14 protein-coding genes and 1 pseudogene are annotated in these 16193 nt (G+C 68.0%); 7 read left to right on the forward strand and 8 right to left on the reverse strand.

The window, feature by feature from the left end:
- Nucleotides 1-34 precede the first annotated feature (34 nt).
- The 3 genes from CMC5_RS28825 to kamD all read right to left on the reverse strand — a co-directional run bounded on the left by CMC5_RS28825 (nt 35) and on the right by kamD (nt 2888).
- Nucleotides 35-469 (reverse strand): hypothetical protein, encoded by a 435-nt coding sequence (locus CMC5_RS28825; protein ID WP_050433406.1) that lies wholly within the window; start codon nt 467-469, stop codon nt 35-37.
- 104 nt (nt 470-573) lie between these two features.
- The gene (gene kamE / locus CMC5_RS28830) at nt 574-1332 is read right to left on the reverse strand and encodes a lysine 5,6-aminomutase subunit beta (RefSeq protein WP_082362894.1); all 759 of its coding nucleotides are present in this window, start codon (nt 1330-1332) and stop codon (nt 574-576) included.
- Nucleotides 1329-2888 carry a lysine 5,6-aminomutase subunit alpha gene (gene kamD, locus CMC5_RS28835; RefSeq protein WP_050433407.1) on the reverse strand — a complete coding sequence of 520 codons (1560 nt, stop codon included), beginning with the start codon at nt 2886-2888 and terminating at the stop codon, nt 1329-1331. Before kamD ends, kamE begins: the two co-directional genes overlap by 4 nt.
- Nucleotides 2889-3170: 282 nt before the next feature.
- On the opposite strand from kamD, the gene CMC5_RS28840 reads away from it, so the two are divergent.
- Entirely contained in the window at nt 3171-3713 is a 543-nt protein-coding gene (locus CMC5_RS28840) for an inorganic diphosphatase (protein ID WP_050433408.1), read from the forward strand.
- Nucleotides 3714-3958: 245 nt separating this feature from the next.
- Here the strand turns inward: CMC5_RS28840 and CMC5_RS28845 are convergent, their stop codons facing one another.
- Both CMC5_RS28845 and CMC5_RS28855 read right to left on the reverse strand, forming a co-directional pair.
- Nucleotides 3959-4573 carry a hypothetical protein gene (locus CMC5_RS28845; RefSeq protein ID WP_218920085.1) on the reverse strand — a complete coding sequence of 205 codons (615 nt, stop codon included), beginning with the start codon at nt 4571-4573 and terminating at the stop codon, nt 3959-3961.
- Between the two features lie 680 nt (nt 4574-5253).
- Nucleotides 5254-6504 carry a hypothetical protein gene (locus CMC5_RS28855; protein WP_050433411.1) on the reverse strand — a complete coding sequence of 417 codons (1251 nt, stop codon included), beginning with the start codon at nt 6502-6504 and terminating at the stop codon, nt 5254-5256.
- Between the two features lie 962 nt (nt 6505-7466).
- On the opposite strand from CMC5_RS28855, the gene mntA reads away from it, so the two are divergent.
- The 3 genes from mntA (at nt 7467) to CMC5_RS28870 (ending at nt 9352) form a co-directional block, all read left to right on the forward strand.
- On the forward strand, nt 7467-7871 hold the full coding sequence (gene mntA, locus CMC5_RS28860) for a type VII toxin-antitoxin system MntA family adenylyltransferase antitoxin (RefSeq protein ID WP_050433412.1): 405 nt from the start codon (nt 7467-7469) through the stop codon (nt 7869-7871).
- Entirely contained in the window at nt 7864-8295 is a 432-nt protein-coding gene (hepT, locus tag CMC5_RS28865) for a type VII toxin-antitoxin system HepT family RNase toxin (protein ID WP_050433413.1), read from the forward strand. The genes mntA and hepT overlap by 8 nt, the downstream gene beginning before the upstream one ends.
- 70 nt (nt 8296-8365) lie before the next feature.
- Complete coding sequence (locus tag CMC5_RS28870) at nt 8366-9352, forward strand: hypothetical protein (RefSeq protein WP_245677803.1); 987 nt, start codon at nt 8366-8368, stop codon at nt 9350-9352.
- A 133-nt stretch (nt 9353-9485) separates the two neighbouring features.
- Here the strand turns inward: CMC5_RS28870 and CMC5_RS47920 are convergent, their stop codons facing one another.
- Nucleotides 9486-11153 carry a hypothetical protein gene (locus CMC5_RS47920; RefSeq protein ID WP_245678597.1) on the reverse strand — a complete coding sequence of 556 codons (1668 nt, stop codon included), beginning with the start codon at nt 11151-11153 and terminating at the stop codon, nt 9486-9488.
- A gap of 249 nt (nt 11154-11402) precedes the next feature.
- Here CMC5_RS47920 and CMC5_RS49245 point away from each other — a divergent pair, with 249 nt between their 5' ends.
- The gene (locus tag CMC5_RS49245) at nt 11403-11561 is read left to right on the forward strand and encodes a hypothetical protein (RefSeq protein WP_281180737.1); all 159 of its coding nucleotides are present in this window, start codon (nt 11403-11405) and stop codon (nt 11559-11561) included.
- A gap of 348 nt (nt 11562-11909) precedes the next feature.
- On the opposite strand, the pseudogene CMC5_RS49250 reads toward CMC5_RS49245, so the two are convergent.
- Nucleotides 11910-12653: pseudogene (locus CMC5_RS49250) on the reverse strand (metallophosphoesterase family protein); the annotation flags it as partial.
- A 185-nt stretch (nt 12654-12838) separates the two neighbouring features.
- Here CMC5_RS49250 and CMC5_RS28880 point away from each other — a divergent pair.
- Both CMC5_RS28880 and CMC5_RS28885 read left to right on the forward strand, forming a co-directional pair.
- Nucleotides 12839-13225, forward strand: a complete 387-nt coding sequence (locus tag CMC5_RS28880; protein WP_156338929.1) for a hypothetical protein — start codon at nt 12839-12841, stop codon at nt 13223-13225.
- A gap of 99 nt (nt 13226-13324) precedes the next feature.
- Nucleotides 13325-14506 carry an AAA family ATPase gene (locus CMC5_RS28885; RefSeq protein WP_050433416.1) on the forward strand — a complete coding sequence of 394 codons (1182 nt, stop codon included), beginning with the start codon at nt 13325-13327 and terminating at the stop codon, nt 14504-14506.
- Here the strand turns inward: CMC5_RS28885 and CMC5_RS28890 are convergent.
- Nucleotides 14461-16137, reverse strand: a complete 1677-nt coding sequence (locus tag CMC5_RS28890; protein ID WP_050433417.1) for an MFS transporter — start codon at nt 16135-16137, stop codon at nt 14461-14463. The two genes, CMC5_RS28885 and CMC5_RS28890, sit on opposite strands and share 46 nt — an antisense overlap.
- Nucleotides 16138-16193: the final 56 nt, after the last annotated feature.

Raw genomic sequence — 16193 nt, forward strand, 5'->3', positions numbered from 1 at the left:
CGAGCTGAAGTCGCCAACCCGGTCCGACGTTCCGTCACCAGCGCGAGTACATCGATCCCAGCGTCACCGACGTCGACACCCCGAAGGCGTTCTGGATCTCCACCAGGCAGAGCTTCCTCGGATCGGTGCGGTCCACGACGACGACGCACGGTGCCCCGGCCTGCACGAGCTGTCGGAGCGTCTCCGGCACCACGAGCGAGGAGGGGACCTGCTGCCATCCCCCCTCCAGCTCCAGCAGGATCTCGATGCCCACCTTGTAGAACCGCACGGACCCCACACGCCCCGACAGCGCCCCCGCATCGACGGACTGGAGCCTGCCGCGAACACGCAGCCCGGTCGCGAGCAGGTGATCGAGCTCGCCACGGCCGGCGTGCAGCGCGCGGTGAACAGCAACGACGAACAAGGCCATCAGACCGCCGTTGACGATCACGCCGATGAGGATGAAGAGGGGGATCCAGAGCTTATCCATCGTGCGCACTCCCTCAGCACCGCGCCCCCATCCCCGCGGTCACGATCTCGCGCTCTCGCAGCAGACCTCGTCGTGACCGCATCCCCGCGGCCACGACCTCGCGCCTACTGCTCCAGCTTCGCCGGCGGATAGGCCCGCCCGATCATGTGCTCCATCACGTACGACGCCACCGCGTTCGGCTTCGTCCCTGGCCCGAACCCCGCATCGAAGCCCAGCTCCACCGCCAGCCCGTGCGTGATGCGCGGCCCACCGAGCAGCAGCAGCACCTTCTCCCGGAAGCCCTGCGCCTTCACCATCTCCACCAGCGCCGCCGAGTTCTCCTTGTGGCAGTTCCGCTGCGTGATCACCTGCGACACCAGGATCGCGTCAGCGCCCAGCGCCTTCGCCTTCTCGCACAGCTCCTCGTTCTCCACCTGCGCGCCGAGGTTGTGCGTGTCGAAGCACTTGTAGCTCTCGAGCCCCTTCTCGCCCGCGAACCCCTTGTAGTTCAGGATCGCGTCGATCCCCACGGTGTGCGCATCGCTCCCCGTGCAGGCCCCGACCACCACCACCTTGCGCCCCAGCTTCTTGCCCTGCGCCTCCACGTCCTCGCGCGTCAGCGGCTGCGCGGCCAGCTCCTCCACGTGGATGTCGGACATGTCCACGAGGTGCGGCGAGTGCCCGTACACCACGAAGTAGGTGTACTCCCGGCTCACCTGCTCCATCGCCGTCACCAGCGGGTCGCGCAGACCGTGCGCCTCGGCGAACCGCTTCGCCGCCTCCCGCGCCCGATCCCCGGGCAAGATCCCCAGGGTGAACGACATCTGCACCATGCCGTCCCCTTCACGATCCCCGTAAGCCCTCAGGTATCTCTGCTCCGTCACGGCGCCTCCGGGCGCTCCAGCGCCTCCAGGATCGGGTTCACGTAGTCCGCGTGCCGCTCCACCACCCCGCGGAAGCCCTTCCCCCCTGTCCGCGTCCGCTTCACATCGCCGAACGCCCCCCGCCCGATCGCGTCCCAGATCGTCTCTTTCCGGACCTCTTCGAGCAGCTCCAGCGCACTGTCCAGCACCTCCCGGGCGCGCGTCTCCACGATCCCGCCCGGCTTCCACTGCGCGATCTCCTCGCCCAGGTGCCGCCCCGCCCCGAAGATGTACCGCGCGCTCTTCAGCGACAGGTACCGGTCCATCAACAGCGGCGTGTGCACCGCCTCGCTGAACATCCCCAGCAGCTCGATCGACTGCCCCGTCATGATCCCCGCCAGGTTGAACATCGCGTCGTGCACGTGGCTGTGGAAGATGTCCCCCGTCTTGAACTTCGTCGGCGGCATCCACTTGATCGGGTGCCTGTCGAAGATCTGCCGCACGAGCTGCGCCTGGGCGACCTCGAACAGGAAGCTGTCCTCCAGCCACGGGTTGATCTCGAACGCGTGCCCGAGCCCCATCTGCTCTTCCACGAGCCCCGCCCGCTTCGCGAACGCCTCGTTGATGAACTGCGAGGCCAGCACCGTGTGCGCCTTCTCCACCGCGTCGGCCGTGGTCAGGTAGTTGTCCTCGCCCGTGTTGATGACGATCCCGCTCCGCGCGATGATCCGCCGCGAGAAGTACTGATCCACGAACGTCCGCTGCATGTTGATGTCGCGGAACAGGATCCCGTACATCGCGTCGTTGAGCAGCATGTCCAGCCGCTCCACCGCCGCCATCCACGCGATCTCGCTCATGCAGAGCCCCGACGAGTAGTTCGTCTGCGCCAGGTACTTCCCCGTCTCCTCCGCGCTCTGGTCCGCCGCCTGCCGGATGATCCGGAAGTTCTCCTGCGTCGCGTACGTCCCCCCGAACCCCTCCGTCGTCGGCCCCTCCGGCACGTAATCCAGCAGCGACTGCGCCGTCGCCCGGATCACCGCCACGATGTCTGCCCCCGCGTACCGCGCCGCCTTCGCCTGGAGCGCATCGTCGTAGATGTTCCCCGTCGCGACGATCACGTACTTCAGCGGCAGCTCACCCGCCGGGAACCGCGCCTTGAACGCCTCCCGCGCCTCGCGCGCCCCATCGATCCGCGCGAGCCCCGCCGCCGTCGCCTGCGTCAGCGCACCACGCGCCTCCGCCGCGCTCACACGCCCGGGCGCCAGATCGGCCTCCTCGCTGTACGCCAGCACCTCGGCCGCTTCCTGGATCGACCCGGCCCCCTCGACCAGCGCGCGCCCCAGGAAGTACGCCACCCCGTGCCCCAGGTGCCCGGCCTTGTGCAGCCGGTCGACCAGCACGTTCGACAGTGGCGTCCCCTCCCCGTCCGCACCCTCCACCCCGTACGAACGCGCGACCGTCCGCTCCACACCGACCGTCGTGTGACGATCGATGAAGTGCTGCACATCGTCAGCGACCTCTGCCGCACAGGCGCGACAGGCATCCACCTTGGCTTGATCGACCGGAACCCTGGCCATCCTTCAATCTCCCGAAGAACCCGGGGTTCTACTCCACACCTCAGGGCCGCGTGAACCCCCTGCGCGCCCTCCACGCATGACCCGGTGCGTCTGCTGTCGCGTCTGCCTCGGTCGCCTTCGATCCGCCGTTTCCCGCGGCACCGATCCGCCGTCTCCAGCGGCACCGATCCGCCGTTTTCAGCAGCACCGATCCACCATTTTCGACAGTACGGAGAAGATTTGCCGCGGTGTGTCGTAGCTGTCTACCGAACTGCGTGGACCTCTCCTATCCTCCGCGGCGCAATGACTCACCCCTTGCATGACATCCAGCTTCCGCAGCGCCGGGACGAATTCTTCCCTGTCGTCATCGAGATCTCGAAGGGCTCCAAGAGCAAGTACGAGCTCGACAAGAAGACCGGCCTGCTGATGCTCGACCGTGTTCTCTACTCGTCCGTTCATTACCCCGCCAACTACGGCTTCATCCCCCAGACCCACGCCGGCGACGGCGACCCCCTCGACGTGCTCGTGCTCATGCAGGAGCCCGTCATCCCCCTGACCCTCGTCCGCGCGCGCGCCATCGGCGGCTTCTCCATGCGCGACGACAAGGGCGTCGACGACAAGATCATCGCCGTCGCCATCGACGACCCGTCCGTCTCCCACTACCAGACCCACGACCAGCTCCCGCCGCACGTCTCGAAGGAGCTGATGCGCTTCTTCGCCGACTACAAGCAGCTCGAGAACAAGCTCTCCGAGGTCGACCGCATCTACGATCGCAACCGCGCCCTCGAAGTCATCGAGGAGTCCATCGCGACCTACCGCTCCATGAGCGGCTGGTCCAAGGGCTGATCCGCACGCACGCGGCTCTCCGCGGCGCGCCTTCCCCCCGCGCGCCGCACGCTTCTCTTCCTCCCCCTCTCGCCAGCGCACCTCATGGTGCTCCATGCAGCCGGCGCGCCGACCGAGACCCCCCTCTCGTGTCGACGCCCTGCACGCTCATCCACACCGCCTGCGCGCCGCCCGACCGAACCCGCGCGCGTCGTCACGCTCATCCACACCGCCTGCGCGCCGCCCGAACGGATCCGCGCGCGCTGCTACCGCTCGCGCTTGTACACGCAGTACGCGCTACCGACCTGCTCCGCTGGCCCCGACGTCTCCGGATCGATCACCATCTTGTCCGGGAACGGCGTCCCCTGGCTCGGCTTCGGTCCTTCGAGGCGGAAGATGATCTCGTTCCCCTGCACCACGTAGACACCTCGGCGCCCGACGATGCCCGACCACACGCACGTCACGCCTGGCGGACAGGGCGACACCAGATCGCTCGCCTCGAACCTCCCGCCCGCTTGCAGGTTCAGCACCCGCTCGTAAGCGCGCGGCCCGCACGAGGACGAGTGCCACGTCCCCACCAGCCCGCGCTCCGCTTCAGGCGCCTGGTTGTTCCCGTCGACCTGCGAAGGCAGCTCGTTCCGCGCGGGCGGCTGCCACCGCTTCACGCCTGCCTGAGGCGCCGTGGGCTCCCTGTCCACGTCCGCTGGTTGTGCCGCATTTTCGCTCCCCGGCGACGCACCTTCGGGCGCTGCCTGCATCTCCGAAGGCTGCGCATCCGCCGGTCCCCCGGACTGGACGACGCACGCCGCCGGCGCACCGAGCAGCACCGCGACCACGACCCCACGAAGAGCACCCATGTCATTCCAGGAGGATCGCCACATGCGTAGGTCCTCCCACAGCTCTCCCGCCTCGGCAACCGCCGCGAAGCCTCAGCCATTCGCCCGCTGAGGCGAGAGCACGAGCCCGGCATGCCGTGCTCGACGAGCCTGAGAAGTCCGGCGCTCCCCGAGCGCGCGACGCCTCCGGAAACCCAGGATCTCCGCGCCATTACGCGCAACCTTCAGCCGTACGACGCGAGCCTGAGCTCGTCCTTCCCGAGAAGCACTCCCCTGCCCTCGCGCAAGCCTGCTCCCGACACGACCTGAGCACGCGCCCGTCACGACATGAGAGCGCATGCCACCAGAAGAAGTCGAGCCGTCACCCGAGACGAAGTGAAGGCCCCGCCTTCGATACGCACTGCCCATCCGGCAAGGGCCTGATTTTCACTGCGGGCCGCTCCTCCAGCAGAGGCCTCGCAGCGAAGGCCTCGTTCCAGCGCAAGGGTTCGCCTTCGAGTCAGGGTTCGCTCCAGCGCAGCCGTCGCCTTCAAGGCACGAGGCTCGAACCTGATGACATCGAACCTGACGACATCAAGCCTGACGACATCAAGCCTGACGACATCAAACCTGACGACATCAAACCTGACGACATCAAACCTGAAGTCACTGAGCCTGAAGTCACTGAGCCTGACGACATCGGGCATCGAGGCATCGCGACCAGCGACCTTCGAGCGACGTGGCGCTCACGACGTCGCAGAAGACTGGGGCGACGCCATGTCCCCACGCCTCACGTCCATGTGCAGCACCGCGAACCCTTCTGGAACCGACGGCCGCACGCTGGGCGTCGCTCCTTCCACCAGCACCGTCACGGGTCTCTGCACCGCCCCACACGACGTCCCTGGCCTCTGCATCGCCCTGCACGATGTCACTGGTCGCTCCCGCACTACACCCGACGTCGCCAGCCTCTCCGGCGTAACGCACGATGTCACCAGCCGCTCCAGCGTGACGCACGACGTCGCCAGCCTCTCCGGCGCAACGCCTGGAACCTCCCCCCTCTCCGCTTCCATGCGTGACATCACTGGCTCGACTCGCTCCCCACGAGCCGCCTTGGAGTTCAGAAGCTCCACGCGCGATGGCCCGGGACTTCCAGGAGCAGGCGCCTCTCTCGGCGACACGCCCAAAGGCGCCCCGGAGTTCACCAGCTCCACGTGCGATGACGCGGGACTTCCAGCGGAGTTCACCAGCGCCACGTGCGATGACGCGGGACTTCCAGGCGCGGGGACATCGCTCGACGACGTCGACGTCACTTCCTCCTCCGGGGACGGTGCCGGCACCTCTGGCGCCTTCTTCGCCTTCTTTCGCCGCCGTAGGTTCCGCAGGAAGAAGCGGTCCGCCATCCCTGGGCGCGCCTTGTAGTAGCTCCGGAGCTGCCCGTAGGCGCTGTCGAGCTGCTCGCGCACGGCCCGGCATGCGCTCTCCAGGTGCGCTTTCCGCAGCGCGATCGCGCCGAGCGACATCTCGTCCGCCTGGAGCGCCGCCTTGAAGGCCGCCTCCATGGCATCCAGCGCCCCGGCCCGCGCCGCGACGGCCGGGTGCACGAGGAACCCCGAAAGCCGCGCCCTCAACCCGGGCAACACCCCGAGCTGCGCTGCCCCTTGCCGCTTGATCACCTTGCCGAACCCCTCCGGGAACACCGTCCGCCGCGCGTTCAGCGTGCCGTCCGCGCGATCGAGCTTCCCCAGCTCGCCATCGAGGTCGCGGATCCCGTTCTCCAGGTCGATCTCCGCCGCGTGGACCTCGGCGAGCGTCTGCTGCCGCGCATCCTCCGCATCCTCGACCGCGCGCTTGTCAGCGACCAGCGCGAGGTAGCACCCCTCGATCGCGACCCCGAGCGCCTCGTGGAACGCCGTCCGGCTCCTCCGACAGGCGCCGAGGTGATAGCTGGCCGCGTCGCGGTGCACCTTCGTCCCATCGTCGATTCGCAGCCGTTCCACGCATCCCTCCCTGGGTGGATTCCCGGGGGTCACGCCCCGGGTGACAGCCGTCCACGCGAGACAATCCGGCGACGGCGACGGTTAGACGGAAGGCGGCAGAACTTTACGCATGCCCCGCGAAAGAAAATTTGCAGGTGCGGTGAGGGCGGACGGGTCGGGGGGCGGGCGAGGGTGCGGAAGGGCGTCTGGAGGGGAGCGGGGATGAAAGCGTCGGTCCGCAGGAGGGCGAGGGTGGAGAAGAAGGAGGCGCGAGGGGGTGGGAGTTTGAGGGGGGAAGGTTGGAGGCGGGACGCCAAAGCGGGGTGGGCGGGCTTTGGGGGAGATGGAGCGGGCGGCGGAGGAGCACGAGGGTCGGCGGGGAGGCCAAGCGGTCCGCTCACCTGGACAGAGGGTGCCGATGGCTTGCTGGGTGCTCCGTCCAGTTGGACAGAGGGTGCCGATGGGTTGCTGGGCGCTCTGTCCAACTGGACAGAGGGCGCGGATGGCTTGCCGGGCGCTCCGTCCAACTGGACAGAGGACGCAGACCGCTTGCTCGGCGCGCTGTCCAGGTGGACAGAGGGAGCAGACAGCTCGCGCGACGCCCTGTCCAACTGGACAGAGGGCGCGGCAGGCTTGCCGGACGCTCTGTCCAGCTGGACAGAAGTCACGGACGGCTTGTCTGATGCGCTGTCCCTCCTCACGCGGCTCGGCAACACGCTGAACGAGGAAGGCCGGCAACACGCTGAGGGCAGCCAACACGCTGAGGGCAGCCAACACGCTGAGGGCAGCCAACACGCTAGGGGTGGGCAACGCGCCGGGGACCCGCTCCATCCGGAGGGAGGGGGCCATCTGCCAGCACGACGCGTCCCCCCTGGCTCCTCGTCCACCAACTCATGCATCGAATGTCAGCCGACAGCGTGCCGACATCCCCGAGTTCGCCAGTTCACGGGACGGTTCGCGCTCGGCCAGCTACCCTGCGCTTCATGGCACATCCCGACCTCCTGCAACGGCTTCGCCAGACGCTGGCCGGTCGTGCGGACGTGCGGGTCGCCGTGCTGTTCGGCTCTGAAGCGCGGGGCACGGCCAGGCCAGACTCTGACGTGGATGTCGCCGTCGATGCCCCAGGTGTCGATCTCCTCGACCTGAGGGCGCAGCTCTCCTGTGCGCTGGACCGAGAGGTCGACGTCGTCGCACTGGAGGAAGCCTCCATCCCGCTCCACGAGGCCTTGATCCACGACGGCGTCGTGGTCCACGAAGGCTACCCCGGCGCTGGCGCGCTCTGGCGCTCACGAACGCTGGCGATGCTGGAGACCGATCGGCCCTGGTACGCGCGGATGCGGGACGCCTGGCTCACTCGCGTGAAGGAGAAAGGGTTCGCGCGTGGTTAACCGAGATCTGGTCGCCGCAAAGCTCGCCGAGCTGGACGATCGCATCGCGCGCATCCGTGCGAAATGCCCGGCGACGTCCGCGTTGCTGAGCACGGATCGCGACGCCCTCGATCTGGTGAGCTTCAACCTGATGCTCGCCGTGCAGAGCTGCTCCGACATCGCGAGTCACCTGATCGCCGACGAGGGCTGGCCTGCTGCCAACCACCTCGCCGCTTGCTTCAACCGGTTGCGTGACGAGGGCGTGCTCTCGGCGACCACCGCCGCATCCCTCGGCCGCGCCGTGGGCCTTCGCAACGTGGTCGCGCACGGCGACTCGGGGATCAACCCAGCGATGGTCCATGCTGCTGCCACGCAAGGAGCACGTGATCTGGAAGCCTTCGCGCGCGAAGTCGCCGTCTGGCTCGCACAACGTCATTCCCCCTGAGCCCGACGCTCTGCCTGCCCCCCGCGCAGCGTCCAGATCACGCCAGCGCACGGCTCGCAATTACGAACTCATGCGCGATTTCGCGTGCATGAATCCGCCATTCGACCGTCGCGATCACCTGGTCTTCTCGGCCCATCGTGGCTACCTCGATCCCATCCGCATGGGCCAACCGGACCTCTTCGCCAAGCGCACCTTCGCCGAGGAAACCGAGCGCATCACGCAGGGCGCCGTGACCTGGGAAGACCCTCCCGAGATCCGGCTGGAGCGCGTGCAGAGCGACGGCTTCCTGGTCGTCCGCCGCGCACAACACCTCGCTTCCCTCGCAGCTCCTTGGCCCGCCGCGAGCGCACACGACGAGGTGATGGTCGAGGTGAAGATGCCCGGCGATCACCTCGCCATGTCGAGCGTGGAGCGCGCGCTGCTCCGCCGGCAAGCGCGGCAGGTGCAGCGTGTCGAGGAGCACGAGCCCGTGTGGCCAGGCGACGAGCCGCTCTGGGTGATCGCGCCGCACGTGCCGCAGTGGCTGGGGTCGGTGCGCTCTCCCGTCCGCTTCGCGCCGGGCTGCTACCGCATCGAGCCGCTCGGTCACTGGCTCGTGTGGATCGCTGCCAACGAGCTGCCGTTGCAGGAAGAACTCCTGCCTTTCCTCGTCGCCCGTTCCGGTCGGGCGCTGTCCGAGTTCATCCTGTGGGTGGCCGACCGGAGGCCGCTGGAGTGGGTCATCACCATGCTAGAATCAACGTCGATGCCGGCCCTCACCCGCGAAGAGCTGGAGCGCAAGTTCCCTCCGACCGACGATCCGGTCCGGCTGGAGAACCGCCGGCAGATCATCGGGCTGCTGCTCGCCATCACCCCGCAAGTGAAGCAAGAGCTGCTGGATGAAGGGCGGTTGACCGAGGCGCGCGCGGCGGTCCGCCGGGTGCTGTCGCGTCACAAGCTGTCGCCGAGCCCTGAGGAAGAGGCGCAGATCGAGGCCTGCACTGACTTGCCCACGCTGGCGCGGTGGCTGGAGCAAGCGCTCACCGCGGCGACCGTGGCCGAGGCACTCCGCACGTAGGCAGAGCCGAGCGCGAGCGCCGACCTGACGCGACACGCATCGGCCGGGAGACGCAGACGAAGCCCGACCATGCCTGTCCACCGCATACGTCATCATCCGGTCGATGACGGTCCGGGAGCGAGCGGGCGACGCTTCAATTCAGCCCATGATGCTGCTGAATCTGCAGAATGATCTTGGCCTCTGGGAGCTGCATTCGTCTGGCAGCATCCAGCGCATCGGAGAGATGTTTGGCGGCAACGCGTCGATCGTCTTCCTGTCCGCGGGCAAGCAGCACCAAAGCGATCCTGGTCCGGCAGACGACGACGTCACGGGCGGCGCCCAACCGTTCGTACACGGGAAGCTCTTCCTCCTTCCGGATCCGCAGCGCCTCCTCCAGCTCTCCGCGCGCCTGCTGGATGTCCGCTATCTTTCCCTTCGTCACGGCGCTCGAACGCACGTCACCGAGCTTCTCGTACACCGGAAGCTGTTCCTCCTTCCGGATCCGCAGCGCCTCCTCCAGCTCTCCGCGCGCCTGCTGGATGTCCGCTATCTTTCCCTTCGTCACGGCGCTCGAACGCACGTCACCGAGCTTCTCGAACACCGGAAGCGCTTCCTCCTTCCGGATCCGCAGCGCCTCCTCCAGTTCTCCGCGCGCCTCCAGGATGTCCGCTATCTTTCCCTTCGTCACGGCGCGCGAACGCATGTCATCGAGCTTCTCGAACAAAGGAAGCATTTCCTCCTGCAGGATACGCAGCGCCTCCTTCAGCTCTCCGCGCGCCTCCAGGATGTCCGCTCGACAGGAACGAGCGATGGCGACCTCTTTGTCATCGCCGCGCGCACGATCGATGCGCTCTTTCTCCGCCGCGACGTTCAGAGCCTTTTCCAGTTCGCCTCCTCGCATGGCGACATGGGCCAGTGTCCAGAGCAGGTTCGACCGCGCGTTGGCATCCTCGTGCGTATCGAGCGCGCGTGTAAGGAACGATTCCCAAGCATGCGATTGACCAGCATGAATCGCGTACTCAGAGCCGGCACGTTCCACACGCACGACGTCCTCGGGCGACCTTTCGAGGACCTGCATCAGCCAGAAGGCCAGCGCTTCGTGCTCGGCGTGGACCTCTGGCCAGCGCTGCCCTTGGGGCGCTTGTTCCTTGGCGTGCGTTGGTTGAAGCCTTTCGATGAACCATTCGGTCATCCGGGACAGGACCTCACGCCCGTCGCTGTCTTCGCGCAGCCGTTCTGCAAGCAGCGGGTGAACGCGCCAGGCGTCGTCGTTCCTCTCTTCCCACGGCAAAGCCATGAGCAGGGAGAGCTTGCGGGCAGCCGCGGTCAGTTGACTGAACGAGAGCCTGGAAAGGCCCGCTATCGTTGCCCCTAGCGCACGTCCGAAACCTGCGACTGGCGCGTGACCCAGCGCGAAGAATCCGGCCATGAGTTCATCCGCATCCAGGCCGTCCCGCTCCAGGTGGCGTCGCAGCAAGCTCAACGACAGCTCGAAGGTTTTTCGCAGGTTCGCGCGCGGGTCGTCCCGAAGTCCCGGTGCCAGGTCCAATCGACGGCGACGCAGGTCCTCCAGGAACGTGTCAGGGGTGAAGTCCCCCTCGCGCAACGCGGAGGCAGCAAGGTGCAAGGCCAGCGGGAGGTGACCGAGTTCACCGGCAAGCGTTCGAAGGGCCTCTCGTTCCCGCGCATCACGTGGCGCACGCCCGAGCTCCTTCTCGAACAACTCGAGCGAGGACGCTGGCGTGAACGGCGTGATGTGGATGCCCGTCCAGCCGGGCTCACGCTCAAGTCCCTGGTAGCGGGCCGAGACGACGAGGGCCACGCCTGGCAACCTCCGGGCGAGCAACGCCACACCACGCGCCGCTGGCTCTGCGTCGACGTTCTCGATGTGAAGCAAGGTCCTGGGCTGGAGCAGCCGGTCCAGGAGGGGATCCGCTCCCCTCTGAACGCTTGCCGGTAGCTTCAGGCGGTCAGCGATCTGACCGCGGAGGGCTTGTGCCAGGGGGTCGGGAGAACGGTCTTCGTCGGGCTCCAACACCAGGCGAAGGATGCCGCCAGGAAACTGTGCCCCGTGCAGGTCGACGAAATGCTGGGCGAGGTAGGACTTGCCCGCGCCCGGCATCCCGTGGAGCGCACTGATGGCGGTGGGACGGGAGGGGCCAGCGGCCGGCAGAAGGGCGTCGCGCAGCGCCTGCAGCTCCGTGTCTCGTCCGACGAAGATGCCTGGTGAAGGACGGGTGGCAGGGGGAGGCGGCGTCGAGAGACCCGTCTCCCAGTCAAGAATGCCCGCCGGCGCAGCGCTGTAGAGGCTTGCGTCGTCGTGCCAGAAGCCTTTGTTTCGATCGGAGTAGCCGCGGAGCCGGACTCGGTAGCCCGTCGGGCGACCGGCATCGTCGAGGCGGATGTCGATCAGATGGCAGGCATTGGGCCATGTATTCGCCAGGTGGCCTTCGTAGAGGCAGCCGGCAGCGACCTGGCGCAGGCGTAGCTCCGGGCCGATCCAGGTCGCGAGGTCCTCGTGGTGCAGGTGGCCTCGGAGCAGGAGATCGACATGTTTGGCGAGCAGATCACGACAGGCGTCGCCATCGTGCAGATCGCTCAGGGGGTGGTGGACGAGCGCAAGGCGAAGGCCACCGAGATCCTGGCCGTCCGCTTGGGTCGACAGCAAAGCCACCTGATCCTCGGTGAGAAGCAGCTTCCCGCTGTCGGCGTCGTCGCCACAGAGCCAGGCCGAGTCCAGGCCGATGATGTGAACGTCGAAGGGGAGATCGCGCACACGCAGGGTCACCCGGTAGCCGACGTGCGGATGCAACGGCGCAGCGGGAAGCAGGGCTTCTCGCCCGAGGGCACGCAGCCAGGCACGGAAGGCTTCCCCACGGTCCAGAAGCTTGTTTCGGTCGGCCTGCTCGTAGCCCCGCGGCAGCGCGTTCCCCCGCAACCAGCGCGACCGCTCGATGGCTGAGGAGTTGAGGAGGACGTTGCGCAGCCGCTTCCAGACGTCCTCGTTCTTCTTCCGCTGGATGTCATGATTGCCCGGCACTACGAAGAGTCGCTCCTTCGGGAGGTTCAGCCGTTCGAGCAGCGACTCCACGAGATCTGTGGCAGCCGTGTATTCATCAGGCATCCCCCAGTCGGCGACGTCGCCGGTGAAGCACACCAGGTCGACCGGCACGCCATCACCGAGCAGATCATCGAGGTTGCGGAGCCACGCCTCTCCCAGGACACGCCGCCGGCGCCACGGCTCGCTCTCTCGGGCAGCACGCTCGTGGAGATCCGAGATGTGGAGGACCCGAAGACGATGCTCGGTCATGCCACCCGCCATGAGAAGTGAGCCCAGGCTTCCCGTCCAGCCTTTCGGCTTCGAAAGGCTTCCTGGCGGCTCTCGATGGTGAGCGTCAGGGAAGCTCCACGCATTACGAGGGTCCCGATATCAGCGCTGCTTCAAATCAGCCCTTTTACCGCGACGAAGGGCTGGCCATCGCAACGTACGCTCGCTACCTCGGCGCAATGCCGCCCCTCAGCCGCGAAGAGCTGGAGCGTAAATTCCCCCCGACCGACGACCCGATCCGACTGGAGAACCGCCGTCAGCTCATCTGGTTGCTGCTCGCCACCACCCCCCAGTTGAAGCAAGAGCTGCTCGCCGAGGGACGACTGAAGGGACTGCTGGAGGCACGGTTGGAAGGGCGCTTGATCCAGGCACGCGCGTCGGTCCGCCAGGTGCTGTCGAGCCGCGGGCTGACGCTGAGTCCCGCGGAAGAGGACCAGATCGAGGCCTGCGCCGACCTGGTCACGCTGGTACGGTGGCACGAGCAAGCGATCAGCGCGACGACCGTGGCCGAGGCACTCCGTACGCAGGCGGGGCCCGGCGCGAGGCCGAGCGCAGACCCGGTGTGACACGCGAAGCGACCGCTGCACACCGACCGGCAAGGCCTTTTCGGCTCGGGAATTCGCTGGCCGCGCCACGCCGCCGCAGCTAACACCGGGTGGCCCACGATGCGCATCGACACGCTCCGGTTGATCAACTTCCGCGTCTTCGAGCGCTTCGAGCTGCGGCTGGAGCCCACGCTCACGGTGCTGGTCGGGCGCAATGGCGCCGGGAAGACGACCGTGCTCGAAGGGCTCGCGGTCGCGCTCGGAGCCTGGGTGAGCGGGTTCAGCGGGATCCGGGAGGACTACCCGATCCCCAAATCGTCTGCCCGGCGCGTGACGGCGAAGACGTCGACGGACCTCCCGACGGAATCGACGAGCTACCCGGTGCGCGTCGAGGCCGAGGGGCAGCTCCGCGACGCAGCAGGTGGTGACGCCCGGATCGCCTGGGCGAGGGAGCTGCGAAGTGTGGAAGGGCGCACCACGAGCGGGGAAGCCGTGAGCCTCCGAGACCGCGCCGAGGCGACGGAGCAGCAGCTCTCGTCCAGCACGCCCACCGTGCTCCCCGTGGTCGCGTACTACGGGACGGGACGGCTCTGGCTCCACAAGCGCGAGAAGCGGACGGAGAAGCGTCATCTCAAGTCCCGGCTGGAGGGCTACCACGCAGCCCTGGAAGCGGCCTCGGATCACAAGGGGTTCGAGGCCTGGATGGCGTGGCGCGAGGAAGACCGGGTGCAGCGGCTGGCGCGGGCGGCGGACGAAGGGCGTCTCCTGACGGAGGTGCGCAGCCCGGAGCTGGAGGCCGTCAGCACGGCGGCGAGTGGGTGCCTGGAGGGGGCGCAGCGCATCTACTTCAGCGCCAACCACCAGGAGCTGCGGGTCGACTTCGACAACGGGACGTCCATCCCGTTCGATGCGCTCTCGGATGGACAGCGCAACCTGATCGCGGTGGCGGCGGACATCGCCTGGCGCGCGACGCAGCTCAATCCGCATCTGGGGGCCGCAGCGCCGTCCGAGGCCACGGGCGTCGTGCTGATCGACGAGGTGGATCTGCACCTTCACCCGGCGTGGCAGTGGCGTGTGCTGGAGGATCTGACGCGGACCTTCCCTCGCATCCAGTTCGTGGTCACGACGCACTCGCCGCAGGTGATGTCGTCAGCGCCGGCGGGATCCGTGCTCCAGCTCGACGCCGAGCACCAGCCGCTCTCTGGAACGGGAACAACTGGGAACGAAGCGGACACGGATCCGCTGATCCGACACGATCACCCCACCGGCTCGCCGCGCGCGCTCGCCTCGGCCGCAGCGTAGGCGTCGATCAGGTGGGTGACGCCTTCGTCGCGAGCCACCTGGTCGAGGGCGTCGAACAGCTTCTGATCAGCCGCCGTCGCGCGGTGGTGCTGGCGGAGATGCTCGCCCCAGGACGCGACGAGGAAGGTCTCGATGAAGATGCCCGGCGCGGCGACATCCTCGAACAGCGTCCACGTCATCGCGCCATCACGTCGGCGCACAGGCTCCAGATCACGCGCGAGCCGCAGGAACGCCGCCCGCTGCTCGGGAGCGACGACATGGCGGCGCTGGATGAGCACAGGACCCGCGTCGATGTGCACGGGCTGCGCGAGGACGGGCTCGGGGAAGGCGCGCCAGGGGGCGACGTCGTCTTTGCTCACGATGCCGAGGCGGTGACGCACGGCGATGAGGAGACCGACGAGGAGCGCGCTCGCAGCGATCGTGAGGGTGAGCGCGGTCCCGAGGCGACCTGCGAGGGCGCCCCAGGCGAGGCTGCCGAGGGCTTGTCCGCCCTGGAAGACGAGCAGGTAGAGGCCAAGGGCGCGTGACTGCACCCACCCTGGCGCAGCCGAGGCGGCGGCGACGTTGAGGCTCGACAGGATGGCGATCCAGGCGACGCCGGTCGCGGTCATGGCGACATAGAGCGCAGGCGCGAACCGCACGTGCGCGAGGGTGAGCATCGCGGCGGCGTAGAGGAAGCTCGCGAGGACGACGAGGCGATCGGTGCCGAGGCGCGCACGGTAGCGCGGGAGGATGGCGGCGCCCGCGAGGGCTCCCGCGCCGATGCAGCCGAGCAGCAGGCCGAAGCCGAGGGGGCTGAGGTGCAGCTCGCGGCGCGCGACGAGAGGGAGCAAGGCCCAGAGGGCGCTGCCCGCGAGGATGAACGCGCCCGAGCGGAGGAGCACGGACTGGAGAGCAGGTGCGCGGCGCGCGAAGCGAAGGCCAGCGATGATGGCGCCGACGACACGCTCGGGGGGGAGATGGCTCGTGGGGCGTTGCTGTTTCCAGCGCACGACCTGGAAGACGACGACGCTGAAGGCGAGGGCGTTGAAGGTGTAGACGGGGGCGCTGCCGGCGAGGGCGATGCCGATGCCGCCGAGGGCCGGGCCGACGGCGCGCGCGATGTTGATGGCGACGCCGCCGAGGGTGACGGCGGGGGCCAGCTCGGTGCGATCGACGAGGGTCGGAAGGATGGACTGCCAGAGGGGGGCGGAGAGGGCAGCGCCGAGGCCGAGGGCGAAGGTGAGTGCGAGGAGACGCTCGGGGGTGAGGGTGCCGGTGAAGGAGAGGGCGGCGAGGGTGGCGCTGGTGAGAGCCATCCAGGTGGCGAAGGAGAGGAGCAGACGGCGGCGATCGAAGATGTCGCCGAACGCAGCGGCAGGGAGGCCGACGAGGAAGACGGGGAAGCTGGAGGCGGTCTGGAGCAGCGCGACGTGGAGGGGTGCGCTGCTGAGGGTGGTCATGTCCCAGCTTCCGGCGGCGTTCTGGATCCAGAGGCCGAGGTTCGACGCGAGGGCGGCGAGCCAGAGGGAGCGGAAGGCAGGGTGACGGAGGGGGGACCAGGCCGAAGGAGGCGCGGTGACGACGGCAGAGGATGACGTGCCTTCGGACGATGGCGCCGGGAGGTTGATGGCAGGGATGTCCTTGGCCATGGGGGATCCGGAAGAAGGTCGAGGCAGGAACGATCAGAACAGGTGTGGGTCGGCGT

Origin of the sequence: Chondromyces crocatus (genome assembly GCF_001189295.1) — a bacterium.
GTDB classification, from domain to species: domain Bacteria; phylum Myxococcota_A; class Polyangia; order Polyangiales; family Polyangiaceae; genus Chondromyces; species Chondromyces crocatus.

Coding starts and splice junctions, on each gene's coding strand:
- CMC5_RS28825 (WP_050433406.1), bottom strand. CDS start 469: ATGGATAAGCTCTGGATCCCCCTCTTCATCCTCATCGGCGTGATCGTC.
- kamD (WP_050433407.1), bottom strand. CDS start 2,888: ATGGCCAGGGTTCCGGTCGATCAAGCCAAGGTGGATGCCTGTCGCGCC.
- CMC5_RS28840 (WP_050433408.1), top strand. CDS start 3,171: ATGACTCACCCCTTGCATGACATCCAGCTTCCGCAGCGCCGGGACGAA.
- CMC5_RS28845 (WP_218920085.1), bottom strand. CDS start 4,573: ATGTGGCGATCCTCCTGGAATGACATGGGTGCTCTTCGTGGGGTCGTG.
- mntA (WP_050433412.1), top strand. CDS start 7,467: ATGGCACATCCCGACCTCCTGCAACGGCTTCGCCAGACGCTGGCCGGT.
- CMC5_RS28870 (WP_245677803.1), top strand. CDS start 8,366: ATGCGCGATTTCGCGTGCATGAATCCGCCATTCGACCGTCGCGATCAC.
- CMC5_RS28880 (WP_156338929.1), top strand. CDS start 12,839: ATGCCGCCCCTCAGCCGCGAAGAGCTGGAGCGTAAATTCCCCCCGACC.
- CMC5_RS28885 (WP_050433416.1), top strand. CDS start 13,325: ATGCGCATCGACACGCTCCGGTTGATCAACTTCCGCGTCTTCGAGCGC.
- CMC5_RS28890 (WP_050433417.1), bottom strand. CDS start 16,137: ATGGCCAAGGACATCCCTGCCATCAACCTCCCGGCGCCATCGTCCGAA.